We start from the raw sequence: 26,343 nt of genomic DNA, 5'->3' as shown, positions 1-26,343 counted from the left end.
CGCGGTTTATTGTGCTTGAACCGAGAAAGGCATATCGATTTTTTGCCATTGCGCGCTTTCGTAGTCCAGCGCATCGGCGATGAGGGGATGTTGTTCCAGCCATTGGGCGTTGATGCGCAAGATGAAGCTGTGGTTGTTTTCATCGACGCGAAGCTGGGTTTGCGGCGGCAAATCAAGTGGCAGGCGTGAACGGCAGAAGAGGGCGGCCAGGCGCAGGGACAACACGGCACACCACATGATTTCGTTGTTGCCGATAATGTCCGCCATTTTCTTGAGGTCGCCGCGATGGCCGATAACCAGTTGTGCCAAAATGGTTTGCTCTTTGCGTGAGAAGCCCGGCATATCGGCGTTTTCGAGAATGTAGGCGGAGTGTTTGTGATAACCGGTATGGGCAATATCCAAGCCGATTTCATGCAGACGGCCTGCGCGGCTGAGGTATTGGTTCCACAGGGCAAGCTCTTGAACGGTTACGTTTTTGGCGTGGCACAGGCTGTTCATAAAGGCTTGCGCGGTATCGGCAACGCGTTTGGCTTGGTTGAGGCTGACGTGGTAGCGTTTTTGGAACTCTGCCGTTGTCTGTTCGCGCATATCGACATTGAGGCTGCGGCCGATTAAGTCGTAGAACACACCGTCGCGGAGTGCGGCCTCGGTAACGGTCATTTTAGTCAGCGAGAGTTCTTCAAAAGCCGCCATCATCACGGCCAATCCGCCCGCAAAAACTTCAATGCGTTCGGGTTTGAGGTTTTCAAATTTGGCTTTTTTAACCGAACCGGCTTCGATAATCCTATCGGCAAGATAACGCATGCCTTGGGCGGTAATGTCGGCTTCTTGTGGCAATTCGACCGCCAAAACGTCGCGTATGGATTTTGCCGAACCGGAGGTGCCGATGGCGAAATCCCAACCGGTACGCTTCATCATTTTGCTGATGCGCTGGATTTCGATACGCGCGGCGGAAACGGCGGCTTGGAAATCTTTGGCGGTCACTTTGTTTTGGAAGAAGCGCATGCTGTACGTTACGCAGCCCAAAGGCAGGCTTTCTGTGGTCAGCGGTTGCAAATCCGAGCCGATAACAAATTCGGTCGAACCGCCGCCGATGTCGATAACCAGCATTTTGTCGCCTTTGGGCGGCAGGGTATGCACTACGCCGGTGTAAATCAGACGCGCTTCTTCACGGCCGGCGATGACTTCGATGGGAAAACCCAGCGCCGCTTCGGCACGGGGCAGGAATTGGGCGATGTTTTTGGCGACGCGGAAAGTGTTGGTGGCCACCACGCGCACGTTTTCGGGTTGGAATCCGCGCAGGCGTTCGCCAAATTTCGCCAAACATTCCAAGGCTTGTTCTTGAGAGGCTTCGCTCAGGTTTTTTTGTTCGTCCAAGCCGGCGGCAAAGCGAACCATTTGTTTGAACGAGTCGATGACTTTCAGCTGGCCGTTGTTGTTTTCACAAATTTGCAAGCGGAAACTGTTGGAACCCAAGTCGACGGAGGCTAAAACGTTGGCGGGAGTGGTGGTCATAAAAAATACCGGTTGATTAGAAAAACCTAAATGTTACTTGAGGCGGTATTACTTGACAATAAAAGGTATACAGCTCTTTGATTCTGCTCATAGATGTATTTTATAATGCTGATTTTAAGCCAATATATCAAAGGCCGTCTGAACTTTTCAGACGGCCTAAAAAGAGAAAACACATGAAATCGGAAAACCAAGATTCCTTATTTTTATCGCGCCGCCGCCTGTTGCAAGTCGGCGGAGCCATGCTTTTGACGCCTGCGACCGCATGGGCGGGGGCGCAACGTGAAGAAACGCTGGCCGATGATGTGGCTTCCGTGATGCGCAGTTCGATTAATAGCGCCAGCCCTGCGCGGCTGGTGTTTGCCGATTCGAGGGAAGGGGAGCGTTGGTTGGCGGCGATGTCTTCCCGATTGGCACGTTTCATTCCCGATGAGGGCGAGCGCCGCCGCCTGTTGGTTAATATTCAATATGAAAGCAGTCGTGCCGGACTCAATACTCAAGTGATTTTGGGCTTGATTGAAGTGGAAAGTGCGTTTCGCCAATATGCCATCAGCGGCGTGGGTGCGCGCGGTTTGATGCAGGTGATGCCGTTTTGGAAAAACTATATCGGCAATCCGTCGCACAACCTTTTCGATATCCGCACCAATCTGCGCTATGGCTGCACCATTCTGCGCCATTACAATAATATCGAAAAAGGCAATATTGTCCGCTCTTTGGCAAGGTTTAACGGCAGCTTGGGCAGTAATAAATATCCGAACGCCGTGTTAGGCGCGTGGCGAAATAGATGGCAGTGGGGTTGATTAGGGATAAATGGGATAGGGCAGATCTTGCGTGACGTTGTTTTTTGTTAAAACCGTTTTATACCGATGAAGCAGGTTTGCGATAAACAGCTTGCGATTTGACCCCATGCAATTCCTTTGAATCCTGTATAATCAGAAAATCTGTTAATTCACACTTTCAGACGGCCTTTCGCAAACTTAAGGCCGTCTGAAACATTATTTATGGCAAGAGATAACCGCATTCAAATGTTTCCGCACGAGTGGCGTGCCAGTACCACACTTTCCGGTGTTTACGCACTGCGTATGTTGGGGATGTTTTTGGTGTTGCCTGTCTTGGCGATGTATGCCGCTTCGTTGCCCGGCGCAGAAAACAATAAAGCGCTGGTCGGTATGGCGATGGGTATTTACGGGCTGACACAGGCTTTGCTGCAGCTGCCTTTGGGTATGGCTTCCGACAAGTTCGGTCGTAAAAAAGTGATTTATGCCGGCTTGATTGTGTTTGCGGCAGGTAGTTTTTTGGCCGCAGTTGCCGATAGCCTGCAGATGTTGGTTGCCGCGCGTGCCATTCAAGGCGCAGGTGCCGTCAGCGCGGCGGTAACGGCTTTGCTAGCAGATTTGACCCGTAACGAAGTGCGGACGCGTGCGATGGCGATGATCGGTCTGAGTATCGGCTTGACCTTTTCCGTCAGCCTAGTGCTTGCGCCGATGATTGCCGGCTTTATCGGCGTATCCGGCCTGTTTGCGCTGACCGGTATTCTGACGGTAATCAGTATCGGCGTGGTTGCCTGGATGACGCCTGATCCGGAAGTGTCAAAAATGCACGAAGACACGCAGGCGCAGCCTTCTCGTATGGGCGAGGTATTGAAAAACCGCCAACTGCTCAATCTCGACTTCGGTATTTTTGCCTTGCATGCGGCGCAAATGGCTTTATTTACCGCATTGCCGTTTGCCATGACGCAGTTGGGTTTGGAAAAAATCCATCACTGGCGAGTCTATCTGCCTTCAACCATTACCGGCCTGATTATTATGGTGCCGCTGATTATCGTCGGCGAAACGCGCAACAAACTCAAACAAGTGTTTATCCTGGGTATCGTCTGCATTGCCGCGGCGCAAATCGGCTTGCTGTTTGGCATGCACTCGGTGTGGTTGATTACCGCTTATCTGATTGTTTACTTTATTGGTTTTAATGTATTGGAAGCCAGCCTGCCGTCTATGGTGTCGAAAATCGCTCCGTCCGATTTGAAAGGCACCGCTATGGGCGTGTATAACACCATGCAGTCGGTCGGCTTGTTTGTCGGCGGCGCAACCGGTGGTTTATTGTTCCAAAAATACGGTTTTGTAGGCGTATTTGCCTTTTGTAGCGTATTGATGTTGCTGTGGCTGGTATTGGCAGTCATTTCGCCTGCACCGAAACCCGTCAAAAACCTCAGCTACCCGCTTAACGCCGAATGGCAACAAAATCCGGATTTGCTCTACCAAAAATTGACCGAAATTGAAGGCGTTGAAAGCATTAGCTTTAGCGCAGACAAACAAACCATTTATATCAAGGCCTTGCAAAAAGGATTTGACCAAGAGGCCGCCGAAAAAATTATCACAGGAGTGTAAAATGTCATTGAATAAAGTTATCCTCATCGGCCGTCTCGGCCGCGACCCGGAAGTCCGCTATATGCCCAACGGTGAGGCCGTCTGTAACTTCAGCATTGCCACCAGCGAAACGTGGAACGACCGCAACGGCCAACGCGTAGAACGTACCGAATGGCACAACATCACCATGTACCGCAAACTCGCCGAGATCGCCGGTCAATACCTGCGTAAAGGCAGCCAAGTGTATCTGGAAGGCCGTATCCAAAGCCGAAAATACCAAGGCAAAGACGGCATCGAGCGCACCGCTTACGACATCATTGCCAATGAGATGAAAATGCTCGGCAGCCGCAACGACAACAGCGGCGGCGCACCATACGATGACGGCTATAATCAAGGCGGTCATTCAAGCCAAAGCAGCTACCAACAAGCGCCACAGCAGCAATACCAATCTGCCCCGGCTCAAGAACCCCCAGCCGCCCCGGCCCGTCGTCCTGCTCCGGCACAACCGGCCGCTCCGGTTGATGATATCGACGACGATATTCCGTTCTAATTATTGGGCAAATAAAAAAGCCGTCTGAAAAATATACTTTCAGACGGCCTTTAAAATGATTTAAAAGAAAATCCTACATTTGCACCGAGCCGCTGACGGTCAGGCTGATCTCTTCCGAACCGGGGGAGGCAGGTATGCCATCTTCTATTCCTGCCGCCATCTCTGCGGCGGGGATTGCACGCAGCATTTTGGCGTGTGCAAAGTCGCCGCCGACTTGGCGGTTGCCGATATGGCCCAAGTTGAGTTTAACGATTTTGTAGCTGGAGAAGCCGAGTGTTTGGGCGAGGTTTTGGGCGCGGTCTTTGAAGCGCAGGATGACGGCCTTGCTCAGTTGGTCGACGGTTTCTTCGCGTTTTTCTTTGGATACGGAAAATGAGGAGCTTTCCAAAACGGCGATATTGATGCTGTTGGTAATCAGGCGGTTGAGTGCTTCAAAGTCTTTGCTTTCTACTTTGAAGTAGGCGTGTTCTTCCCAGCCGGTTTGGGTGCGCTTGCCGTTGGTGTATTGATAGCGCGGGGATGCGTTGCGCTCCATCAGCTCGGCTTTGAATTTGCTGTTTTGGGAGATTTTGTTGAACTGGTTGAATTTCTTCATGAAGGCTTGGTTGACGGCTTGACGGTCTTTGCCTTCTGCGTTGATGCTGAAATGCGCGGTCATGATATCCCGTGGCACTTCCATGTTGGCGGATTCGGAAAATTCAACGATGTTGTAGTTGAGGCTTTCTGCTGCAACGGGCAGGGAGGCGGCTAGGAGTAGGGCGGTAAGGGTTGGGCGGAGCATTTTGTTTTCCTTGTGATGCGGATTTTAAAAAAGTAATTTAGCATGAAAGATGGAAACGTTGGCTTTGGCAAGCGTAAGGATTTGTCTGGGTTGAGGCCGTCTGAAAAGAAGTTATTTTGTATCCATCAAGCCGACTTCATGGGGATTGGGGCGGGCTTTTTCTTCTTGACCTAAGCCGACCAATTTCCGCAAGCGGGTCATGTAGGCGTTGACATCAAGGCCCCGTTCGTAGCGTTGTGCTTCCCAGATGGTTTCTGCCAAGGCTTCCATCATATCGTGTTCGGCTTTGACCCAGTCGCCGTTGTAACGGGCGCAAAGTTGTTGGTGGATGGCACGGATGCCCGAGGGCTGATCAATGGCGCTTTGTTCTTGTAGGGAAAGGTGTAGCGACATGTGCAGGAATGGGTTGCTTTCGCCGTCTTCGGGCAACCATTCTTTATCTAAATATTGTTCGATGTCTTCGAGATAGTGTCCGTATTCGGGATGGGCTTCGATAATGCGCAAAGCTTTTTGTTGCAGGCCGTCCAATTGGAGTGGTGCGAGCCTGTGTTGCCAGACGTGTGCAAAGAATCGGCGGACATCGTGGGTGTTTACGTCATACATGATGGGTGTAATTTGATTTTGGGATATGTGATTATATAGCGATTACGATAAAAAAGGCCGTCTGAACAATATGTTTTCAGACGGCCTTTGTTTTGCAGGCTTTAGCGGCGGTCGATGATTCGGTAATACACTTCGCCGTCTTGGACATAGCCCAATTCGACGCGGGCAATTTCGGCGATGGCCTCTTGTCCGTGTGCCAAATCTTCAACTTCCGCATTAAGGAAATTGTTGCGCAAAGTGAGCGTTTGGTTTTTTTCCTCCTGACGGACGAGCTGCTCCTGCAATTCTTCCGTATGCCCGACGCTGCCTTTACCAAACCAAAGGCTGTACTGACAGCACAAAAGTGCGAAGGTTAAAACAAAAGTCACCCACTTCATACAATCAATATCCTATATTCTGCTTATTTGCCCAGTTGGTAGAATGCGGCTTTGCCAGGGTAGTAAGCGGCTTCGGCCAATTCTTCTTCAATACGCAACAATTGGTTGTATTTCGCCATGCGGTCAGAACGGGACAGGGAGCCGGTTTTGATTTGCATACAGTTGGTGGCAACGGCCAAGTCGGCAATGGTGCTGTCTTCGGTTTCGCCGGAACGGTGGCTCATCACGCTGGTGTAGCGGTTGCGTTTGGCCAAGTCAACGGCTTTCAGGGTTTCGCTCAAAGTACCGATTTGGTTTACTTTAACCAGCAATGCGTTTGCCACACCTTTTTCGATGCCTTCAGCCAAGATTTTTGGATTGGTTACGAACAAGTCGTCGCCGACCAATTGAACTCGGCCGCCCAATTTTTCGGTCAACAGTTTCCAGCCTTCCCAGTCGTTTTCGTCCATGCCGTCTTCGATGGAAACGATTGGGAATTCGTTAACCAGGCCTTCCAAGTATTCGGCAAATTCTGCGCTGGTGTAAGAGCGGCCTTCGGCTTCCAGATGGTATTGGCCGTCTTTGTAGAACTCGCTGGATGCGCAGTCCAGGGCGAACAATACGTCTTCGCCTGCTTTGTAGCCTGCGGCTTCGGTTGCTTCGACGATCAGTTGCAGGGCTTCTTTGTGGCTGTTCAGGTTAGGTGCGAAACCGCCTTCGTCGCCAACGGTGGTTGGGAAGCCTTTGGCATCACACAGTTTTTTCAGTGCGTGGAAAATTTCGGCGCCGCAACGCAGGGCTTCGCGGAAAGATTTTGCGCCGACAGGCATGATCATGAATTCTTGGATGTTCAGGCTGTTGTTGGCATGTTCGCCGCCGTTGATAACGTTCATCATCGGAACAGGCAGAGCCATTGGGCCTGCGCCGCCCAAGTAGCGATACAGAGGCAGGCCTGCATCTTCAGCAGCTGCGCGTGCTACGGCCATAGAAACGGCCAAAGTAGCGTTGGCACCCAAGTTGCCTTTGTTTTCAGTACCGTCCAATTCGATCATGATTTGGTCGATATAAGATTGTTCGTTGGCATCGATACCGATGAGGGCTTGCGCGATTTGGTTGTTGACGTGGTCAACGGCTTTCAATACGCCTTTGCCCAAGTAACGGGATTTGTCGCCGTCACGCAGTTCCAAAGCTTCTTTTTGGCCGGTTGATGCGCCGCTTGGTACGGCTGCGCGTCCCATGACGCCGGATTCCAACAATACGTCACACTCTACGGTAGGGTTGCCGCGGGAGTCCAAAATTTCGCGTGCAAAAATATCAACGATTGCGCTCATGAATATCTCCAAATAGGATGGTAAAAGAAAAGTAGCTTTGTTACGTTTCAGACGGCCTTAAAGATGATTGCCGAAGTCTGATGAATGCAGACGTTATGCCGTCTTTGCCGAGCATGGCATCGGAGTCGGTATGAAACTGACTGTAAGTTTGTTTCACGTCAATATCGCTCAAACAAACATAAGCTGTATAGTGTAACATTTTTTACCCTTTTTAGGGTGAAAAGCTGATTAAATAAGGCATAAGGCCGTCTGAAAACCAGATTAGCCTTCGCCCAAAATCATCGAGCCTACGCCGTCATCGGTCAGCACTTCCAAGAGCAGGGCGTTGGGAACACGGCCGTCTATGATATGCGTGGCTTTGACGCCGCTTTTGGCGGCTTCTACGGCAGAGGCAATTTTAGGCAGCATACCGCCGTACAGCGTACCGTCTTCAATCAGTTCATCAATGCGGCTTGGCGTCAGGGTGGTCAATAATTTGCCTTCTTTATCCAGTACGCCGGGGATATTGGTCATCATCAGCAGTTTTTCGGCCTGAAGTTTTTCCGCTAGTTTACCGGCAACCAAGTCGGCATTGATGTTGAACGCTTCGTCGTTTTGACCTACGCCGATGGGTGCGATGACAGGAATGCAGCCGCGCTCGACCAGGCCTTCCACTAAACGGGTATCGATGTCGGCCACTGTGCCGACTTGGCCGATGTCCACACCTTTTTGTTCGGGCGTGTCGATCAGGAGTTTTTCCGCTTTGATGAAGTGGTTGTCCCGGCCGGTAATGCCGACGGCACGACCGCCGAAGGTGGTAATCATGGAAACAATTTCTTTATTGACGTGTCCGCCCAAAACCATTTCTACGATGTCCATGGTTTCGCTGTCGGTTACGCGCATGCCTTGAACAAACTCTCCTTTTTTGCCGACTTTTTCCAACATCTCATTGATTTGCGGGCCGCCGCCGTGAACGATGACGGGATGCAGGCCGATTAGTTTGAGCAGGACGACATCGCGTGCGAAACCCTCTTTTAAAGCAGGTTCGGTCATGGCGTTGCCGCCGTATTTGATGACGATGATGGAGCCGGAAAAACGGCGGATATAAGGTAAAGATTCGGCAAGGACGCGCGCCTTGATGGCAGGGGAGACAGATTGTTGCTGGGTCATGGTTTCAACCTTGTTTCATGATTTCGGCCTTATCTTAATCCCAAAGGCCGTCTGAAACAATGTTTCCAAGCGCTTGAAATCCTGTTAAATCAGTTAAATGGTTGAAACCAGCCTCATGCAAACGGTAAAATGACGGTTTGCTTCGGCCTCTTCGCCGATTACTAAGGATACCCATGATGAAAATCAGCACCCAATTCGATGCCGGTTCGGTCGTTGTCAAAGACTTGAGCAACCCTGCCGATATCCGTCTCGCCCTGCGTCCCGACAATGCTTCGGAGTTTGCCCAATGGTTTTACTTCCGTTTGCAGGGTGCGGCCTATCAAAACTGCGTGATGCATTTTGAAAATGCGGCGGACGCTGCGTATCCTTTGGGCTGGGAGGACTATCAGGCTTGCGCCTCTTATGACCGCCAAAATTGGTTCCGCGTGCCGACAAGCTACGAAAACGGCGTGTTGACCATCAACCATACGCCTTTGTCCAATAGCGTTTACTACGCTTATTTCGAGCCTTATTCCCACGAGCAACATTTGAACCTTTTGGGCGATGCGCAGGGCAGCGGTTTGTGCCGTATCGATGATTTGGGCAGCACTGTTCAAGGCCGCGACATCAATCTTTTGACCATCGGCAACCAAGTCGAAAGCGACATGAAAGTCTGGATTATCGCCCGTCAACATCCGGGCGAAACCATGGCGGAATGGTTTGTCGAAGGTTTGCTGGGCCGCCTGCTTGATCCGCAAGATCCGACCGCGCGTATGCTGCTTGACCGTGCGACTTTTTACATTGTGCCGAATATGAATCCGGACGGCTCGGTTTTGGGTAATCTGCGCACCAATGCCGCCGGTGCCAACCTCAACCGCGAATGGGAAACCCCGACTTTGGAGCGAAGCCCCGAAGTCTTTGCCGTCCGCGAAAAAATGATGGAAACCGGCGTGGATTTGTTCTTGGATATTCACGGCGATGAAGGCCTGCCGTTTGTCTTTGTGGCCGGTACCGAAGGCGTGCCGAATTACAACGAGCGCATCGAAGCCTTAGAAGATCAATTCAAACTGGCGTTGCTCAATGCCAGCCCAGATTTCCAAGACGATTACGGCTATGACAAAGATGCGCCGGGTCAGGCAAACATGACTTTGGCGACCAACTGGGTCGGCAATCATTTCAACTGCCTTGCCTATACTTTGGAAATGCCGTTTAAAGACAATGCCAACCTGCCGGACGACGATTTCGGCTGGAACGGTCAACGCTCGCTGCGCTTGGGTGAGGCAATGTTGTCTGCTATTTTGAATGTGGTTGGCGATTTGCGTTAAATCGTCCGATACTGCATACAGGCCGTCTGAAAGTTCAGGCTTTCAGACGGCCTTTGAGATAAGGAACACACATTATGATGATACATCCCCAGTTTGATCCGGTGCTGATCAGCATCGGCCCGCTTGCCATCCGCTGGTATGCCTTGAGCTATATTGTTGGCTTTATCCTGTTTACGATTTTGGGCCGTCGCCGTATCGCGCAGGGCAATTCTGTGTTTACCAAAGAAACACTCGACGATTTCCTGACTTGGGGTATCTTGGGCGTCATCTTGGGCGGCCGTATCGGCTACGTTTTGTTTTATAAATTTTCTGACTATCTGGCCAACCCGTTGGATATTTTCAAAGTATGGGAAGGCGGTATGTCGTTTCATGGCGGCTTCTTGGGTGTGGTCGTTGCCATGTGGCTGTTTGGCCGCAAGCACAACATCAGCATTTTAAAATTGATGGATACCGTTGCGCCGCTCGTACCGCTGGGCTTGGCTTCCGGCCGTATCGGCAACTTTATCAACGGCGAACTTTGGGGACGCGTGACCGAGCTCAATGCTTTCTGGGCAATGGGTTTCCCGCAAGCGCGTTACGAAGATGCGGAAGCTGCAGCGCACAATCCTTTGTGGGCCGAATGGCTGCAACAATACGGTATGCTGCCGCGCCATCCGTCTCAGCTTTACCAGTTTGCCCTTGAAGGCATTTGCCTGTTTGTCATCGTTTGGATTTTTTCGAAAAAACCGCGCCCGGCCGGCCAAACGGCGGCATTGTTCTTGGGCGGTTACGGTTTGTTCCGCTTTATTGCCGAATTTGCTCGTCAACCTGACGACTATCTCGGCCTGTTGACTTTGGGTTTGTCCATGGGTCAATGGTTGAGCGTACCGATGATTGTATTGGGTGTGATTGGTTTTGTTTGGTTTGGACGTAAAAACAGTGTTGCCAAAGCATAAATAAAACAATAAATAAAGACCGTCTGAAAACCTTTTCAGACGGCCTTTTTATGGCTTCAAGCAAACGGATTTCGGGTTTAACCGAAAAAGCCCATTTTGACTTGAATGAGTTTTTCCAACTCCGGCAGGACGCGGCGGCGTGAAACGAAGAAGATAATGTGGTCGCCGTCTTGCAGGATGGTTTCAGTGTGGTGTCCCATGATGACTTCGCCGGTTTCGCCGCGGACGATGGCGGCAATGTGGCAGTCGCTCGGCCATTTAATGCCGCTGATACGGCGGCCGACGATGGCGGAAGTATTTTTATCGCCGTGTACCACCACTTCAATGGCTTCGGCCGTACCGCGGCGCAAAGGATGGACGGCGACGATGTCGCCGCGGCGGATGTGGGCGAGAATGGAGCCGATGGTAATCAGATGGGGGGAAACAACGATATCGATTTTGTTACCTTCAAGCAAATCGACGTAGCTTGAGCGGTTGACGATGGTAATTACGCGTTTGGCACCAAGGTTTTTCGCCAACAGGCTGGACATGATGTTGTTTTCGTCATCGTTGGTCAGCGCGCAGAAGACGTCGATTTCGTCGATGTACTCTTCGTCCAGCAGAGTTTCGTCGGTGGCGGAACCTTGCAGGACGAGGGTGTTGTCCAGATTCTCGGCCAGCCATTCGGCGCGCTGGGGTTTGTATTCGATGATTTTGATGTCGTATTTCGATTCGAGCTGCTTGGCGAGGCGGTAGCCGATGTTGCCACCGCCGGCGATCATGATGCGGCGGGTACGCGCTTCTTTCGGACGCAATTCGCGCATGATGGCTTCAACGCTGTTGATGTCGGCGGCAAACAGGACTTCATCGCCTTCGATGATGACGGTTTGCGGGGTGGGGACGATCAGGCGGTTGTTGCGGTAGATGGCGCAGATTTGGCAGTCCACACCTTCGGGCAGGTGCTGGTTGATGTCGGTAATTTCACGGCCGATCAGCAAACCGCCTTTGCGGGCTTGAACAATCACCATGCGGACTTGGTCGTTGGCAAAGCTGAGTACCTGCAATGCGCTGGTGTAGCTGAGCAGTCCGACAAGTTGTTCGGTAACCAGTTGTTCGGGGCTGATGGTTTCGGTAATGCCGAAGATGTTGAGGCTGCCTTCTTCGGGTTTGTCGCTGCCGGCAACCGGATATTCGAGGTATTCGCTTGAGCGCACGCGTGCGATGCGGCCGGGGATGTTGAACAGGTCGGCGGCGATTTTGGAGGCAACGATGTTGGTTTCGTCGCTGCGGGTCAGGGCAAGCAGGAGGTCGGAGTCCGCCGCACCTGCCTGTTCGAGGGTAAAGGGCGATGCGCCGTTGCCGACGATGGTTTGGACATCGAGACGGCTGCTGATACGGTTGAGCGCTTTTTCGTCGATGTCGATAATAGTGACGTCGTTGCTGGGAACGGAGGCAAGGTTTTGGGCGACGGTCGAACCGACTTGGCCGCTGCCGAGGATGAGTATTTTCACGGTAATTGAGTGTGTTCGGTAAAAATGAAATTGTAACAAAAGGCCGTCTGAAATTGGAGTTTTCAGACGGCCTGTGTTTTAAATAAGCCAGAGGGTTACCAGTAGCCCAAAACTTTCCACCACAAGATACCGACAGTGCAGAATATCAGGATTTCAAGCACACTCATGATGAAGCCGGCTTTCCACCATTCGGTCATGGTCACATAGTTGGAGCAGTAAATGACAGGAGCGGAACCAGTGGCGTAGTGGGTCAGTGACATCATGATGCCGGTAGCGGATGCCATAACCAGGGCAAACAGCATTGGTGGTGCACCCAAGGCCAAGCCTGCGCCGTAGAATGCGCCGAACATGGCGGTAACGTGTGCCGTGCCGCTGGCGAAAACGTAGTGGGCGTAGAGATAGGCAAGCATCAACAGGGCACAACCGGCTTCCCAACCCAAGCCCATGTGGGCGATACCGCTTTGCATGGAGTCGGACAACCAGCTGATGAGGCCCAGTTTGTTGAGGAAGTTTGCCATCATAACCAAGGCCGCAAACCAAACGATGGTGTCCCACGCGCTTTTTTCTTTCAGCGCATCTTCCCAAGTCAGTACGCCGGTCAAAAGGCACAGGCTCAAGCCGAGGAAGGTGGTGGCGGTAGCATCAACTTTCACTCCGAACAGCATCTCGGGAATACCCGCCCACAACAGCAGCAGAACCAGGAAAATGCCGAGCATGATTTTTTCTTCACGCTTCATCGGCCCCATAGCAGCCAAATGCTCTTTTGCCAATGCAGTAGCGTTAGGGGTTTGTTTGATTTCAGGCGGATACAGGAAATACAGCACCAGCGGCATCAGCAGCATGGCAAGCAGGCCGGGTACGACCATCGCCAGGAACCAAGTACCCCAAGAGAGTTGGATTTGCGAATTGGTGGCTTTGGCAACCAATTCGACTACCAGCGGATTAGGTGCGGTAGCAGTGATAAAAATCAGACAGGTAATTACGTTGGAGTGGAAGTTGACCAGTGAAAGGTATTTACCGATTTTGCCTTCCGTGCCTTTTTCAGGGTCGGAGTCGAAGCTCAGTGCGATGGATTTCATAATCGGATGCACGATCGCACCGCCGCGCGCGGTATTACTCGGCGTTACCGGACCGATGACCAAGTCGGCAAGCGCTAAGCTGTAACCTACGCCCAGCGTGCGTTTGCCGAAGAGGGAGATCAAGAGATAGCCGATACGCATACCCAAGCCGGTTTTCAACAGGCCGCGCGAGATGATGATGGCGATACCGATCATCCAGATGAGTGAGTTGTTGAGGCTGCTCAAAGCGTCTTTGGTTGCGTCGGCGGCTTTTTCGTTGGTTACGCCGGTCAGTGCAACCAAGGTAATGCCCAAAATCGCCATTGCGCCGATGGGCATGGCTTTGCCGATGATGCCGGCGATGATGCCGACGAACAACGCCAAAAGGTGCCATGCGTCGGGCGATACGCCCTGCGGCACGGGTATGACGAACCAGATAATCAGCGTCAGCGCGAGCGCAACCGCCGCAGGAATTGGCTTGAAGCCCATGTTGAGTCTCCTAGTTTGAGGTATCGGGGAAATCGGGTTTCAGACGACGTGTGCCTGATTTTGGTGGGAACAGGTCGTCTGAAACGTATTTGGCAGTAGTTGTTTTTTATGTTTTTCTTTTGGTGGTTTGGGTAATGCGTATTTTTTGTTGCCAACTTTTTCAGACGACGTTTTTTTAGGTTATTGCGTTTTGCCCTCTCCCTAACCCTCTCCCACGGGGAGAGGGGATAATGGCGCTGAAAATCAACCGTTATCAGATTTTCTGCAATCTGTCCCCTCTACCTGCGGGAGAGGGGATAATGGCGCTGAAAATCAACCTTTATCAGATTTTCTGCAATCCGTCCCCTCTCCCCGTGGGAGAGGGTTAGGGAGAGGGCAAAACTTCAGTTTTAGTAGCAACTGTATTTTTGTCTGACGGGGGAAAAATACAGTTGCTACAGGTATTTTTCAGACGACCTCCCATAATACAAAAGGTCGTCTGAAACCTCGTATCGGATTAATCCTGCTCTGCAGGCAGGCCGTACTCTTCGGGGAAGGTGCGCAGCGAGCTTTGCAACACGGTAACCGCGCCGTCGATCAGGCCGCAGCGGCCGCTTCGGGGCAGCAGTTGGCACAGGCTTTGCAGGGCGCGGAGATCGTCTGAAGTGCCGATGCCGGTATCCACGCGGTTGAGCAAGCGTGAAAGTTGGAACGTGCCGCCTTTGCACGGCGGGCATTGTCCGCATGAGTTGGAGGCAAAAAATTCCACATACTCGGACACTTTGCGCACGACGCTGGTGCCTTCGGAAATCACAATCATCGCACCCGTACCGAGGCTGGATTTGCGTTCGCGCACGGACACGAAGTCCAAAGGTACGTCCAAATCTTTCGCGGTCAGAAGCGTGTTTGACGGGCCGCCGGTGAAGACGGCTTTAAACGTGCGGCCCTCGAGCATACCGCCGCCGTGGTCGAAAATCAGCGATTGCAAGGTTGTGCCCATCGGCAGTTCGTACAGACCCGGATTCAATACGTCGCCGGAAAGCGAGTAGAGTTTCGTGCCTGCGGCATCGCCCAAACCCAGCGATTTGTACCATTCCGCGCCTTTGGCAAGGATTTGCGGGATGTTGGCGAAGGTTTCGGTGTTGTTGATTAAGGTCGGTTCGCCTTCTACGCCGCTTTCGGCGGGGAACGGCGGCTTGCGGCGCGGGAACGGGAAACCGCCTTCCAACCATGAAATCACGGCGGTTTCTTCGCCGCCGATGTAGCGGCCTGAAGTTTCGACCAATTTCAGGTCTAAAGGTTTGCCCAGATAGTTTTCGATGCGGATGAACAAATCGCTTTTTTTCCATTGCTCGATGGCGGGCACGATGGCGGCGACAGATTCGGTCTGGTGCGGGTTGACATACATAATCGCTTTGTTGGCGCGGCAGGCGACGGAGGCAATCAGAACGCCTTCGATGACTTGGTGCGGCGTTTTCGCCAGCAATACGCGGTCTTTGAACGTACCCGGTTCGTCTTCGTTGGCGTTACAGACGACGTATTTGTCGCCGTGTTTGCTTTGGGCTGCGACGGCCGCCTCCCATTTGTGCCAGGTCGGGAAACCAGCGCCGCCCATGCCGCAGAGGTTGGCGTCTTGCAGCTTGGAAACGATGCTTTGAGGATCGGCAAGCGCTGCCAGCAGGCCTTCGCCGCCGCCGACTTTGCGCCACGCGGCCAAATCCGCGCCGACTTGGCGGGACGGGTGCAGTAAGTTTTGATTGGCTTGGTTCATGATTGTTGCTCCTGCAAACCGGCGTGTTCGCGCAAATCGAATTTGCCGTAGTCGGGATATAAAACGGGGGCTTTGATGTCGCTGGTCAGTCCGGCGCGGGTCATTTCGCGTTGCAGATCGTGGACGTGTCCGACACCGCCGCGCACTTTTTTCAGCGGCAGGCCGCAACCGGCGGCGGCTTTACCCGCGCGGCGGCCAAAGCTGATGATGTCCAGAAGCGCGTTGCCCATCAGGCGGTTGCGGCCGTGAATACCGCCGGTTACTTCGCCGGCGCAATATAGGCCTTCGACGCAGGTTGCGCCGTCGCCGTTGATTTCGACGCCGCCGTTTTGATAGTGCAGGGTCGGATGAATCATCACGGGTTCGACGGCGGGGTCGATGCCGCATTTGTGGGCAACGTGGCCGAGCGTAACCAAACGGTTCAACACATCAGGATCGTTTTCAATCAGGCGCGGGGTATCGAGGAACACGCCGACTTGTCCGTCGCGCACCACGCCGCGGCCTTCGCGGCACTCGCGCAAGATGGCAGCGGCAACGACGTCGCGCGGCTGTAATTCGTCAACGAAACGTTCGCCCAAACCGTTGACCAGTTTGGTGCCTGCGGAGCGCACGGCTTCGGAAATCAGTGCGCCTGCCAAGTGCGGCGGATGGGCGACGCCGGTCGGATGGTATTGGAAGGAATCGATGTCGCGCAGTTTCGCGCCGATGCGGTATGCCATCACCAGACCGTCGGCGGTTGCGCCGTAGTGGTTGGAAGTGGCGAAACCCTGTAAATGCAGCCGTCCGCTGCCGCCGGTTGCCAAGACCACGGCTTTGGCGTGAACCAATACCAAAGAGCGTTTTTCCAAATCGTACAAAATCGCGCCGACGCAGCGACCGTGTTCGTCCGACAATAATTCGATGGCGGGGTGGCGGTTGAGCTGGGTGATGTTTTCGTCAAGTTCGACCGCCTCGCGCAGTACGCGCATCATTTCGAGGCCGGTAAAGTCGCGGTAGCTCAGGATGCGCGGCACGGTCGTACCGCCTGCGCGCTTGCGGCTCAACATGCCGTTGCTGTCCGCGCCTTTGGTAAGGTCGAAAGTCATGCCCAAACCAATCAGCCAGCGGATGGCGGACGGTGCGTCGGTAACCATTTGCGCCACCAATTCTTTTTTGCCTGCGTTGTGTCCGCCTTTGATGGTGTCGTCAAATGCTGCTGCAAGCTGTCTTCTGCGCCGACTGCCGCCTGAATGCCGCCTTCGGCCATCACGGTATTGCTGTCGCCGATACGCAGCTTGTTCGCCATAATCACGCGCGCGCCTGCTTCGGTTGCAGACAATGCCGCCGCCGCACCGGCACCGCCGCCGCCGATAACCAGCACGTCGGTGTTCAAGTGTTCCGCGCCCGACAAATCATAGTCGTCAATCAGAGGATGACTGATCAGCAGTTTTGCCAAATCAGGATGGCAGTAATCGCCCGTGTTCGGGCCGATAGGCAGTTTGACGCGCGCATTGGCTTGATAGTCGGTGTGAAACTGACTCAACAATTCGTTTTTTTCCGGCAGGTCGCCGCGCAGTTCCAATGAGGAAGCGCGCAGGTTGGCAAGGGCGGTTTCATAGTCTATGCCTTGGATTTCGTTCGCCATCACATTGCCTCCTCTTCAAATTCGACTTTCATTTTGCCGCTGTCGATTTCGCGCAGGCGGCGCATCAAATCCACCGGACGCAGCGTACGCGCCGCTTTCATGCGGCGGGCGAACAGGCCTAAGTGGTTCGGACGGATGTGTTCGGGGCAGGAAAGGGTGCAGAGGTTGCACATCACGCATTGGTCGAAGGTCAGCGCAGCCGCGCCGAAATCGCCGGATACCACTTGCGCCACGCCGTTTTCCACTTCCAAACCTTTGGGGCAGGCGCGGTTGCAGCCGCCGCAATGACGGCAGTGTTGCGCTTCGGGGAAGGCTTTGGCGGTGTCGTCCAGCCAGTTCCAGCCGTCGCCGACCTCGCTCACGTCGTAATATTGGATATGCTCGGGAATGAAGTAGTCCAAGAAGCTGACCTGCATCCCTTCTTCGACTTTGGTTTCACACGCCAACGCAGTCGTTACCTCACGCTCGCCTTCCTTGCGGATCATGCAGCGGCACGAACCGCACACGCCTTGCCCCATACAGCCGACGTTGGCGGTAATCGCGCTGCCGGCACGGGCATAGGCTTGGATGATTGACGAGTCGGCGGAAGCTTTGACTTCATGGCCGTCTATGGTCAGGGTTAACAAATTTTCACTCATGGTTTGTTCCTGTGAAATTGGAAGTTGGAATAGTGGATAATTTAATTAATTGTATTTTTATTACATTTATTGCGTGTGAGGAAATATCCAAGTTATTTACTCAGAAATTCTTTTAAAATCAATATTTATCTGTATGAGTTGAAGTGTATTAGAATTTAGTGGTTTTGATGATAGGGATAACCTAAGGTTTTATAGAGGAATGATTGTAAACAAAATATGCCTATTATTCAGACAAATTTATTTCAATTATTTGATTTTAAATATAAAATAAAATTACTTTTTTAGTATAAATTTTAAAATATTCGTCTATTTGCTAGTAAAAATCATTGTTATATATTAGATAATTTTGCATAGATTGTTGTATATATTGAATAATATTTTGTTGCGTAAGCAAGTGAAAAGACTGTTATAAAATTTCATAAAATCAAACAAGTTTGATATCAGTCAAGAAGATTGAGGGAGAAAATGACACGGATTTTACAATTGTGTATTGTATTGGAAAATAAGAAAGGCTGTCTGAAATTTTGGTAGTTTCCTTTTAAATACAAGCTACTAAATTTCTTTCTCAGATACTTAAGGCAAATATTTTCAGACGGCCTTGCAATAAGATTATCATTTAAAAACAATGTAATTTTACTTCTATTTAAGTGAATGGCTAGTGGATATAGATTATCAATAACCAAGTAATTTAATGCGATATTAAATTTCACTTAAATCAATAAGGTATGAAAATGATATTGTCTGGGTCATTCATTTGAAAGCACTATTACACTATTGAAGGCCGTCTGAAAAAATCGGTCTCTTAAAGAAATAAACAAATCCTCCCTACCATGACTCCGAAAAGGAACACAATCATGACCGTCATCAAGCAAGAAGACTTTATCCAAAGTATTTTTGACGCTTTCCAATTCATCAGCTACTACCATCCTAAAGACTACATTCAGGCTTTGTATAAGGCTTATCAAAAAGAAGAAAACCCTGCCGCCAAAGATGCGATGGCGCAAATTTTGGTCAATAGCCGTATGTGTGCTGAAGGCCATCGTCCGATTTGTCAGGATACCGGTATTGCGACCGTATTCTTGAAAGTGGGTATGGATGTGCAGTGGGATGCCGAGATGAGCGTACAGGAAATGGTTAACGAAGGCGTACGCCGTGCATACACCTATCCTGACAACAAACTGCGTGCCTCTGTATTGGCCGACCCGGCTGGCAAACGTCAAAATACCAAAGACAACACCCCTGCCGTTGTACACATGGAAATCGTAAAAGGCGATAAAGTTGAAGTCACTTGCGCAGCCAAAGGCGGCGGTTCTGAAAACAAAACCAAAGTTGCCATGCTCAACCCTTCAGACAATATCGTTGATTGGGTATTGAAAACCGTTCCACAAATGGGTGCAGGCTGGTGTCCTCCGGGTATCTTGGGTATCGGCATCGGCGGTACGCCAGAAAAAGCAGTGTTGATGGCAAAAGAGAGCCTGATGAGCCATATCGATATTCAGGAACTCAAAGAAAAAGCCGATTCCGGTGCAGAATTGTCTACTACCGAAGCCCTGCGCTTGGAACTTTACAAAAAAGTAAATGCCTTGGGCATCGGCGCACAAGGTTTGGGCGGTTTGAGCACCGTGTTGGATGTCAAAATCCTTGACTACCCAACCCACGCGGCTTCCAAACCGATTGCCATGATTCCAAACTGCGCGGCAACCCGCCACATCGAATTTGAATTGGACGGCTCAGGCCCGGCTAAATTGGAAGCCCCATCTCTGGAAGATTGGCCGGATCTGACTTACAGCCCTGACAACGGTAAACGTGTCGATGTCAACAACCTGACCAAAGAAGAAGTGGCCACATGGAAAACCGGCGACGTATTGTTGCTAAACGGTAAAATCCTGACCGGCCGCGATGCCGCACACAAACGTTTGGTTGATATGCTCAACAAAGGCGAAGAATTGCCGGTAGATTTCACCAACAAACTGATTTACTACGTCGGTCCGGTTGATCCAGTCCGTGACGAAGTTGTTGGCCCGGCCGGTCCGACTACTTCCACTCGTATGGATAAATTTACCCGCCAAATGCTGGAACAAACCGGCCTCCTGGGTATGATCGGTAAATCCGAACGCGGCGCAGCGACTTGTCAAGCCATTGCCGATAACAAAGCTGTTTACCTGATGGCTGTCGGCGGCGCGGCATATTTGGTTGCCAAAGCCATTAAAGCATCTAAAGTCTTGGCGTTCCCAGAATTAGGTATGGAAGCGATTTACGAATTTGAAGTCAAAGACATGCCTGTGACCGTTGCGGTGGATAGCAACGGCGAATCGGTTCACGCCATTGCGCCAAAACAATGGCAGGCCAAAATCGGTATTATTCCGGTCGAAGCTTGATATTTGACTGAATAATCAAAGGCCGTCTGAACGATTTCAGACGGCCTTTTTTTGTTTACAAATAATTCAAATGTTTTCAAACGAGTAAATTTCCCTTTTTAAAAAGCACTTGTCAAAATCAGCGTTTGAAACTAAAATTCACGGCTTATCGAGTCGGAGTGTGGCGCAGTCTGGTAGCGCACTTGCATGGGGTGCAAGGGGTCGAAGGTTCGAATCCTTTCACTCCGACCAAAGAATTGGAAAGAGCCGTTTTAAAAACGGCTCTTTTTTCGTTTGGATGATTTATCTGAATAATGTATCCGAATGGATTTTAAAACTTAATACCAATGCCGTCTGAAACAAAACCTGCTTTCTCAAAGCAGGTTTTGTTGTTTATTATAAAGCAGGGCTATTTGGTACTATCTTTCAGCGTGTCTTTATAGGTATAAAGATAAGATGCGCCGACAAAGGATGCGCCACCGACGACATTGCCCAAGAATACGGGAATCATATTGAAGAAAAATTGTCCCCATGTGATGTTTGCGCCTGCCAAAATACCTGCGGGGATAACGAACATATTGGCGACAAGGTGTTGGAAGCCGTTTAATACGAAAATCATGACGGGGAACCAAATAGCCAGCATTCGTCCGGTTGTGTTTTTAGCGGCAAAGTGCAGCCACGCGCCCATGCAGACCATCCAGTTACATGCGACCGCCGATACAAAAGCGCGACCGAAATCCATATGGACTTTTGCTTCCGCGACGACAATGGTTTTTCTGCTACGCTGCCTTCAATCATGCCGACATAGTATCCGAGGAAAAACGCCATCGCCAGCGTACCCACCAAATTGCCCATGCAGACGATAACCCTGTTGCGCAGCAGCATTTTGGAGGAAATCCGTCCGGCCAATCTGCCTAAAGACATGATCATCATGTTACTGGTTACCAGCTCGCCGCCGCCAAGTAGGATACAAATCAAGGCGATAGGGAACACGGCTGCACCGAGTAAAGTGGCAAAACCACTCCATTCATGAGGTATGCCGCTGACTACTTTTAAATAGGCAAGATATCCAAAGCCGATGTATCCGCCGGCTAAAACGCTCAAGATTGCCAGTGTGGGAATGCTGGATTGTGCTTTGGCGCAGCTTTTGTCGAGAACAACCTGTAAAATTTCCTGTGGGTATAAATCGCGCGAAGCCATGATGTTCCTGAAAGTGGGTTGAGGAGGAAATGCCGTTTCAAAAATGGCGCAAACTGTCGCGGTAGGGCAGTGTTATAAGGAGCCGGTGTACGGTCTTTGTTTTATCAATCAGCCTGAATTAAACATAAAAAACAGATACTTCACCTTGCTTTAGCTCAAAAGAAATATTATTACATTTAGCTTCTGTATTAAAAAAGGCCGTCTGAACGTTGAGGTTTCAGACGGCCTTGTTTTGATTTTTTAAACTTACAAATGTGCCAGCTTTGCATTGCCTTCGCGAGGAATAGGGCGCGGATTGCCTTGTGAATCGATGGCGACGTAAGTGAATACGGCTTCGGTGACCAGTTGGCGGTCTTCCGTTACCATATCGTTCATCAAAGTCTTCACCCACACTTCGATTTTCAGTTGCAAAGAAGTATTGCCTACGCGGACGCAATGACCGTAGCAGCATACGACGTTGCCGACCTTTACTGGTCTGATGAAATTCATTTCTTGAACGGCCACGGTTACAATTCGTCCCTGTGCGATTTCTGCCGCCAAAATACCGCCGCCCAGATCCATTTGCGACATAATCCAGCCGCCGAAGATATCCTGATTAGGATTGGTATCGCGCGGCATGGCTACCGTACGCAATAAAAGTTGTCCTTCTGGTGCAGCATGTGTTTGTTTGTTGTCAGACATAAATAATCCTGTCAAAAAAGTGCTATTTTACGCCATTTGTAGCAATAAACCTATGTAGGCCGTCTGAAAAATCAGCAGGCAAAGTGTTACAATCAACATATTCATCAGACAAAGGAGAAAGTTCATGCATCCGATTCAAGAACCAAGAAATAGCGGCCTTTTGCGCGTATCCGACATTCACGAAATCTACTGGGAAGAATCAGGCAATCCTGATGGCCACCCCGTGATTTTCCTGCATGGTGGCCCCGGAGCAGGCGCATCACCTGCCTGTCGCGGCTTTTTCAATCCAGAGCATTTCCGCATCGTCATTATCGATCAGCGCGGTTGCGGACGCTCCAAACCCTATGCCTGTATCGAAGACAACACCACTTGGGACTTGGTTGCCGATATTGAAAAAGTACGCGAAATGCTCGGTATTCAAAAATGGTTAGTTTTCGGCGGCTCATGGGGCAGCACCTTGTCGCTGACTTATGCCGAAACCCATCCCGAACGCGTCAGCGGCTTAGTTTTGCGCGGTATTTTCCTGTGTAGGCCGTCTGAAATGGCATGGTTGAACGAAGCAGGCGGCGTCAGCCAAATTTATCCGGCGCAATGGCAAAAATTCATTGCCCCCGTGGCCGAAAACAAACGCCAAGCCCTAATTAAAGCCTACCATGAAATGCTGTTTAGCGAAGATGAAGCCACACGCCTCAAAGCGGCCAAATCATGGGCAGATTGGGAAAGCTACCTTATTCAGTTTGAACCTAAAGACGTGGATGAAGATCCGCAAGCCTCCCTTGCTATTGCAAGAATGGAAAACCATTACTTCGTGAACGAAGGCTGGTTGCAGGGCGATAAAGCCATTTTGGCAAACATCGATAAAATCCGCCATATCCCAACCATCATCGTTCAAGGCCGCTACGACCTATGCACCCCGATGCAAAGCGCGTGGGAACTCTCGCAAGCCTTCCCTGAAGCGGAATTGAGAATCGTCCAAGCAGGCCACTCTTCTTTTGATCCCTCGCTTTCCGAAGCATTAGTGAAAGCAGTGGAGGATATTAGAAACAAGTTATAAAGCTTAATAAATAACAATGCCGTCTGAAAAAGTTTCAGACGGCATTTTTTCTATTTACATATTAAATTTAATATCATATTATCATTGCATGATATCAGTCTGAATTTTTTAGAATTTCAATATGAAATCCCTAATTTACTACGCCCATTCCGCGCAAGACAAACTCGGCAATCTCTTACCTTACGAACATTGGCAAACCTTGCAAAGCCATTCGGTAAATGTTGGTGAAATGGCGGCGGAGTTTGCTCGGGTATTTGGTACGCAGGAGATTGCCTGCCAGACGGGGAAATTGCATGATTTGGGGAAATATTCAGAAGCCTTTAATCACCGATTGCATGGCGGCCCTCCAGTCGATCACGCTACCGCCGGAGCAAAAATTGCTGTCAAGCGTTGGGGGGATGTTATCGGCAAGCTGATGGCGTTTTGCATTGCGGGGCATCATGCGGGGCTTGCAAATGGCAATGGCGAAGGTGATAACCGCCGTACGTTAAAGCAGCGTTTAGCATTGCAATTCGGCGCAGATATTCCCGCCCTCGATAACCTGTGGCAACAAGAAATCAAACTCCCTCAAAACCTGTCAGCACCGCCACTCAAAGCCGACGCGCATCATCCTTTTTTCTCCTACGCCTTCTTTACCCGAATGCTCTATTCTTGCTTGGTGGATGCCGATTATCTTGATACTGAAGCCTTTTATTCAAGCCTAGAAAACAAAGCCAGCGAGCGCGGCGGTTATCCCGATCTAAACGCCCTACAACACAATTTCAATCAATTTATCAACGATTTCAGACGACGTATCGCCCAAGCTCCAGAGAAAACTGAAGCTGAAAAACGCAATGCCGCCTTAAACCGCTTGCGCAGTGAAATTCTCGATCATGCCGTAGAACAAGCGGCACAACCGCAAGGGCTGTTCACGCTTACCGTGCCGACCGGCGGCGGCAAAACTTTCACTTCCATGGCTTTTGCGTTGGAACACGCCAAACGGCACGGTATGCGGCGCGTAATTTACGTCATCCCGTTCACCAGCATCATCGAACAAAATGCCGCCGAATTTCGCAAAGCCTTTGGCGAATTGGGCGAACAAGCCGTGCTGGAACACCACAGCACCTTCGACGACGGCAAACTACAAAACGAGGCCACCAAAGACAAATTGCGCCTTGCCTCGGAAAACTGGGACGCGCCGATTGTCGTGACCACCGCCGTGCAATTCTTCGAGTCCCTCTTTGCCGACCGCTCTTCGCGCTGCCGCAAGCTGCATAACATCGCGGGTTCCGTCATCATCCTCGACGAAGCGCAAATGCTGCCGCTCAATCTGTTGCTGCCCATCATGCAAACCATCAAAGAATTGGCGCAAAACTATCATTGCTCTGTCGTTATGTGCACCGCCACCCAGCCTGCCGTGCAAGCCGAAAACGGCTTCTATCGCGGCTTTGAAAACGTGCGCGAAATCGCCCCAAAACCGACCGCACTTTTCGACAAACTGCGCCGCACCACCGTGCAGCACATCGGCACACAAACTGACGCCGATTTGTTCGCTAAACTTGCCGAACACCCGCAAATGCTCGTTATCGTCAATAACCGCCGCCACGCCCGCAGCCTGTACGACCAAGCCAAACACCTTGACGGCACGTTCCACCTGACCACCTTAATGTGCGCCAAACACCGCAGCCAAAAGCTCGATGAGATTCGAGGTCGTCTGAAAAAGGGCAAACCCTGCCGCGTCATCGCCACCTCCTTAATCGAAGCCGGCGTCGATGTGGATTTTCCGCTGGTGATGCGCGCCGAAGCAGGTTTAGACAGCGTTGCCCAAGCCGCCGGACGCTGCAACCGCGAAGGCAAAAGGTCGTCTGAAAACAGCTTTGTATGGATATTCACGCCAGAAGAACAATGGAAAGCCCCGTCTGAACTTGCTACCCAAGCCGCCGTTATGCGCCTGACTGCCGACAGCTTTTCAGACGACCTCTTATCCACCCAAGCCGTCGCCGCCTACTTCGCCGAGCTTTATCAATTAAAAGGCAGCGAACTGGATAATAAAAAAATCCTGAAAATGCACAACGATACAGGGCAAAGCCTCAATTTCCCATTCCAAACCATCGCCGACAAATTCCGCATGATCGAAAGCCATATGCAGCCACTGATTATTCCGTTTGACAATGAGGCCGAAAACCTCATTAGCAGCCTGCACCACGCCGACCACATCGGCGGACTCTTACGCAAACTGCAACCCTACACCGTCCAAATCCCCGAAAAAGCCCTCGCTGCTTTGTATAAAGCAGGGCGTGTTGAACCGATTAACGAGAAAAACTTCGGCAAACAGTTTTATACGCTGATTGGGCTGGATTTGTATGATGAAGTGGCGGGGCTTTCTTGGGAGGATACTAATTTTATAAAAGAGGAGAACTTGATATTTTAAAATTTAAATTTGATTAAATTATTTAGCATTTGGCTACTTATTGAAATTAACCTGCAACTATTTTATTAGAAGGAGAGTTCCTATGGGACGTAAAATTTTTATTTCATACAAATATAGTGATTCATCTGTAAAACGCTTATCGCCTTATCAGGAAGCGACAGCTCGAGATTATGTTGATATTCTGCAAGCAAAATTAGAAAGAGATGGCATCCATATAAACAAAGGAGAGAAAGACAATGAAAGTCTAGCTCAATTTAAAGATGAGACTATTCAAACAAAATTATCAGATAAGATTTTTGATAGTTCAGTAACAATAGTCTTGCTTTCACCGAACATGAAGGAATGGTGGAGCTCTGAAAGTGAACAGTGGATTCCTTGGGAAATTTCATACTCTATTAAAAGCAAAAAAAGAGCATTATCTTCAAGCAAGCGAAATGCAATTTTATTAGTGGCTTTGCCAGACAGGAACGGTAATTATAATTATACAGATCAACCTAGTTTCTATTTTAATATCATAAACAATAATAGAAACAATTTAAAATATTCATATCCAGCAAATTATTTAACCCCTAATTGTTCTCAGTCTTATATGCTCAAGTGTAATTGGGATAAATTTATTTCAAATGTCAATGGTTGGATTAATGCCGCCATTGAAATTAAAGAAAATGCTGATAAGTATGCTATCAACACTAAAGTTTAGGAGTATAT

The 26,343-nt window shown here is 50.5% G+C and carries 21 protein-coding genes, 1 tRNA gene and 2 pseudogenes; 10 read left to right on the top strand and 14 right to left on the bottom strand.

What is annotated here, in order from left to right; genetic code table 11:
- Positions 1 to 6: 6 nt before the first annotated feature.
- The gene (ppx, locus tag O3660_RS04685) at positions 7 to 1,515 is read right to left on the bottom strand and encodes an exopolyphosphatase (RefSeq protein ID WP_049351631.1); all 1,509 of its coding nucleotides are present in this window, start codon (positions 1,513 to 1,515) and stop codon (positions 7 to 9) included.
- Between the two features lie 173 nt (positions 1,516 to 1,688).
- Here ppx and O3660_RS04680 point away from each other — a divergent pair, with 173 nt between their 5' ends.
- From O3660_RS04680 to O3660_RS04670, 3 genes are all read left to right on the top strand, one after another.
- Positions 1,689 to 2,312, top strand: a complete 624-nt coding sequence (locus tag O3660_RS04680; protein ID WP_036473028.1) for a lytic transglycosylase domain-containing protein — start codon at positions 1,689 to 1,691, stop codon at positions 2,310 to 2,312.
- 201 nt (positions 2,313 to 2,513) lie between these two features.
- Positions 2,514 to 3,896: an MFS transporter gene (locus O3660_RS04675; RefSeq protein WP_049351630.1), complete on the top strand. Its 1,383-nt coding sequence runs from the start codon at positions 2,514 to 2,516 to the stop codon at positions 3,894 to 3,896.
- Position 3,897: 1 nt separating this feature from the next.
- Positions 3,898 to 4,425, top strand: a complete 528-nt coding sequence (locus tag O3660_RS04670; RefSeq protein WP_371464603.1) for a single-stranded DNA-binding protein — start codon at positions 3,898 to 3,900, stop codon at positions 4,423 to 4,425.
- Positions 4,426 to 4,498: 73 nt separating this feature from the next.
- Here O3660_RS04670 and O3660_RS04665 read toward each other — a convergent pair whose 3' ends face one another.
- The 6 genes from O3660_RS04665 to argB all read right to left on the bottom strand — a co-directional run bounded on the left by O3660_RS04665 (position 4,499) and on the right by argB (position 8,645).
- Positions 4,499 to 5,206, bottom strand: a complete 708-nt coding sequence (locus O3660_RS04665) for an SIMPL domain-containing protein (RefSeq protein ID WP_049351783.1) — start codon at positions 5,204 to 5,206, stop codon at positions 4,499 to 4,501.
- Positions 5,207 to 5,317: 111 nt separating this feature from the next.
- On the bottom strand, positions 5,318 to 5,809 hold the full coding sequence (locus O3660_RS04660) for a DUF1841 family protein (RefSeq protein WP_049351781.1): 492 nt from the start codon (positions 5,807 to 5,809) through the stop codon (positions 5,318 to 5,320).
- 101 nt (positions 5,810 to 5,910) lie between these two features.
- Positions 5,911 to 6,186 carry a cell division protein FtsB gene (gene ftsB / locus O3660_RS04655; protein ID WP_003679613.1) on the bottom strand — a complete coding sequence of 92 codons (276 nt, stop codon included), beginning with the start codon at positions 6,184 to 6,186 and terminating at the stop codon, positions 5,911 to 5,913.
- A gap of 23 nt (positions 6,187 to 6,209) precedes the next feature.
- On the bottom strand, positions 6,210 to 7,496 hold the full coding sequence (eno, locus tag O3660_RS04650) for a phosphopyruvate hydratase (RefSeq protein WP_049328681.1): 1,287 nt from the start codon (positions 7,494 to 7,496) through the stop codon (positions 6,210 to 6,212).
- A gap of 40 nt (positions 7,497 to 7,536) precedes the next feature.
- A complete protein-coding gene (locus O3660_RS04645) occupies positions 7,537 to 7,695 on the bottom strand; it encodes a hypothetical protein (RefSeq protein ID WP_318250450.1) in 159 nt (52 codons plus the stop codon).
- 62 nt (positions 7,696 to 7,757) lie between these two features.
- Positions 7,758 to 8,645 carry an acetylglutamate kinase gene (gene argB, locus O3660_RS04640; RefSeq protein WP_049351778.1) on the bottom strand — a complete coding sequence of 296 codons (888 nt, stop codon included), beginning with the start codon at positions 8,643 to 8,645 and terminating at the stop codon, positions 7,758 to 7,760.
- A gap of 173 nt (positions 8,646 to 8,818) precedes the next feature.
- Between argB and O3660_RS04635 the strand changes: the two genes are divergently transcribed.
- Both O3660_RS04635 and lgt read left to right on the top strand, forming a co-directional pair.
- Entirely contained in the window at positions 8,819 to 9,949 is a 1,131-nt protein-coding gene (locus O3660_RS04635) for a M14-type cytosolic carboxypeptidase (protein WP_049351776.1), read from the top strand.
- 74 nt (positions 9,950 to 10,023) lie between these two features.
- Entirely contained in the window at positions 10,024 to 10,884 is an 861-nt protein-coding gene (gene lgt, locus O3660_RS04630; protein ID WP_003746206.1) for a prolipoprotein diacylglyceryl transferase, read from the top strand.
- Between the two features lie 77 nt (positions 10,885 to 10,961).
- Here the strand turns inward: lgt and trkA are convergent, their stop codons facing one another.
- From trkA to O3660_RS04605, 5 genes and pseudogenes are all read right to left on the bottom strand, one after another.
- Entirely contained in the window at positions 10,962 to 12,374 is a 1,413-nt protein-coding gene (trkA, locus tag O3660_RS04625) for a Trk system potassium transporter TrkA (RefSeq protein WP_049351774.1), read from the bottom strand.
- A 95-nt stretch (positions 12,375 to 12,469) separates the two neighbouring features.
- Positions 12,470 to 13,921, bottom strand: a complete 1,452-nt coding sequence (locus O3660_RS04620) for a DASS family sodium-coupled anion symporter (RefSeq protein ID WP_049351772.1) — start codon at positions 13,919 to 13,921, stop codon at positions 12,470 to 12,472.
- 496 nt (positions 13,922 to 14,417) lie between these two features.
- Positions 14,418 to 15,671 carry an NADH-ubiquinone oxidoreductase-F iron-sulfur binding region domain-containing protein gene (locus O3660_RS04615; RefSeq protein WP_049351771.1) on the bottom strand — a complete coding sequence of 418 codons (1,254 nt, stop codon included), beginning with the start codon at positions 15,669 to 15,671 and terminating at the stop codon, positions 14,418 to 14,420.
- A pseudogene (locus tag O3660_RS04610) lies at positions 15,668 to 17,295 on the bottom strand (FAD-binding protein). The gene O3660_RS04615 and the pseudogene O3660_RS04610 overlap by 4 nt, the downstream one beginning before the upstream one ends.
- On the bottom strand, positions 17,295 to 17,933 hold the full coding sequence (locus tag O3660_RS04605; protein ID WP_003761810.1) for a 2Fe-2S iron-sulfur cluster-binding protein: 639 nt from the start codon (positions 17,931 to 17,933) through the stop codon (positions 17,295 to 17,297). The pseudogene O3660_RS04610 and the gene O3660_RS04605 overlap by 1 nt, the downstream one beginning before the upstream one ends.
- A gap of 854 nt (positions 17,934 to 18,787) precedes the next feature.
- Here O3660_RS04605 and O3660_RS04600 point away from each other — a divergent pair.
- Both O3660_RS04600 and O3660_RS04595 read left to right on the top strand, forming a co-directional pair.
- Positions 18,788 to 20,311, top strand: a complete 1,524-nt coding sequence (locus O3660_RS04600) for a fumarate hydratase (RefSeq protein ID WP_003746217.1) — start codon at positions 18,788 to 18,790, stop codon at positions 20,309 to 20,311.
- A gap of 154 nt (positions 20,312 to 20,465) precedes the next feature.
- A tRNA-Pro gene (locus tag O3660_RS04595) sits at positions 20,466 to 20,542 on the top strand.
- Positions 20,543 to 20,699: 157 nt separating this feature from the next.
- Here O3660_RS04595 and O3660_RS04590 read toward each other — a convergent pair.
- Both O3660_RS04590 and yciA read right to left on the bottom strand, forming a co-directional pair.
- A pseudogene (locus O3660_RS04590) lies at positions 20,700 to 21,490 on the bottom strand (formate/nitrite transporter family protein).
- 246 nt (positions 21,491 to 21,736) lie between these two features.
- On the bottom strand, positions 21,737 to 22,171 hold the full coding sequence (gene yciA / locus O3660_RS04585; protein ID WP_003680677.1) for an acyl-CoA thioester hydrolase YciA: 435 nt from the start codon (positions 22,169 to 22,171) through the stop codon (positions 21,737 to 21,739).
- A gap of 124 nt (positions 22,172 to 22,295) precedes the next feature.
- Between yciA and pip the strand changes: the two genes are divergently transcribed.
- From pip to O3660_RS04570, 3 genes are all read left to right on the top strand, one after another.
- Positions 22,296 to 23,225 carry a prolyl aminopeptidase gene (gene pip, locus O3660_RS04580; RefSeq protein WP_049328689.1) on the top strand — a complete coding sequence of 310 codons (930 nt, stop codon included), beginning with the start codon at positions 22,296 to 22,298 and terminating at the stop codon, positions 23,223 to 23,225.
- Between the two features lie 121 nt (positions 23,226 to 23,346).
- Positions 23,347 to 25,635, top strand: coding sequence for a CRISPR-associated helicase/endonuclease Cas3 (locus O3660_RS04575; RefSeq protein ID WP_049351763.1), 2,289 nt, complete (start codon positions 23,347 to 23,349; stop codon positions 25,633 to 25,635).
- A gap of 82 nt (positions 25,636 to 25,717) precedes the next feature.
- On the top strand, positions 25,718 to 26,335 hold the full coding sequence (locus O3660_RS04570; protein WP_049351761.1) for a TIR domain-containing protein: 618 nt from the start codon (positions 25,718 to 25,720) through the stop codon (positions 26,333 to 26,335).
- The last annotated feature ends 8 nt before the right edge of the window (positions 26,336 to 26,343 follow it).

Origin of the sequence: Neisseria sp. 27098_8_139 (assembly GCF_041433195.1) — a bacterium.
GTDB classification, from domain to species: Bacteria; Pseudomonadota; Gammaproteobacteria; order Burkholderiales; family Neisseriaceae; genus Neisseria; species Neisseria subflava.
Note: the sequence above shows the minus strand (reverse complement) of the source record. Positions and strands in the feature narration are given on the sequence as shown.

Coding starts and splice junctions, on each gene's coding strand:
- O3660_RS04645 (WP_318250450.1), bottom strand. CDS start 7,695: ATGTTACACTATACAGCTTATGTTTGTTTGAGCGATATTGACGTGAAA.
- eno (WP_049328681.1), bottom strand. CDS start 7,496: ATGAGCGCAATCGTTGATATTTTTGCACGCGAAATTTTGGACTCCCGC.
- yciA (WP_003680677.1), bottom strand. CDS start 22,171: ATGTCTGACAACAAACAAACACATGCTGCACCAGAAGGACAACTTTTA.
- O3660_RS04680 (WP_036473028.1), top strand. CDS start 1,689: ATGAAATCGGAAAACCAAGATTCCTTATTTTTATCGCGCCGCCGCCTG.
- O3660_RS04575 (WP_049351763.1), top strand. CDS start 23,347: ATGAAATCCCTAATTTACTACGCCCATTCCGCGCAAGACAAACTCGGC.
- lgt (WP_003746206.1), top strand. CDS start 10,024: ATGATGATACATCCCCAGTTTGATCCGGTGCTGATCAGCATCGGCCCG.
- O3660_RS04620 (WP_049351772.1), bottom strand. CDS start 13,921: ATGGGCTTCAAGCCAATTCCTGCGGCGGTTGCGCTCGCGCTGACGCTG.
- pip (WP_049328689.1), top strand. CDS start 22,296: ATGCATCCGATTCAAGAACCAAGAAATAGCGGCCTTTTGCGCGTATCC.
- ftsB (WP_003679613.1), bottom strand. CDS start 6,186: ATGAAGTGGGTGACTTTTGTTTTAACCTTCGCACTTTTGTGCTGTCAG.
- O3660_RS04600 (WP_003746217.1), top strand. CDS start 18,788: ATGACCGTCATCAAGCAAGAAGACTTTATCCAAAGTATTTTTGACGCT.
- O3660_RS04675 (WP_049351630.1), top strand. CDS start 2,514: ATGGCAAGAGATAACCGCATTCAAATGTTTCCGCACGAGTGGCGTGCC.
- O3660_RS04615 (WP_049351771.1), bottom strand. CDS start 15,671: ATGAACCAAGCCAATCAAAACTTACTGCACCCGTCCCGCCAAGTCGGC.
- O3660_RS04570 (WP_049351761.1), top strand. CDS start 25,718: ATGGGACGTAAAATTTTTATTTCATACAAATATAGTGATTCATCTGTA.
- O3660_RS04665 (WP_049351783.1), bottom strand. CDS start 5,206: ATGCTCCGCCCAACCCTTACCGCCCTACTCCTAGCCGCCTCCCTGCCC.
- O3660_RS04670 (WP_371464603.1), top strand. CDS start 3,898: ATGTCATTGAATAAAGTTATCCTCATCGGCCGTCTCGGCCGCGACCCG.
- O3660_RS04660 (WP_049351781.1), bottom strand. CDS start 5,809: ATGTATGACGTAAACACCCACGATGTCCGCCGATTCTTTGCACACGTC.
- argB (WP_049351778.1), bottom strand. CDS start 8,645: ATGACCCAGCAACAATCTGTCTCCCCTGCCATCAAGGCGCGCGTCCTT.
- O3660_RS04635 (WP_049351776.1), top strand. CDS start 8,819: ATGATGAAAATCAGCACCCAATTCGATGCCGGTTCGGTCGTTGTCAAA.
- ppx (WP_049351631.1), bottom strand. CDS start 1,515: ATGACCACCACTCCCGCCAACGTTTTAGCCTCCGTCGACTTGGGTTCC.
- O3660_RS04605 (WP_003761810.1), bottom strand. CDS start 17,933: ATGAGTGAAAATTTGTTAACCCTGACCATAGACGGCCATGAAGTCAAA.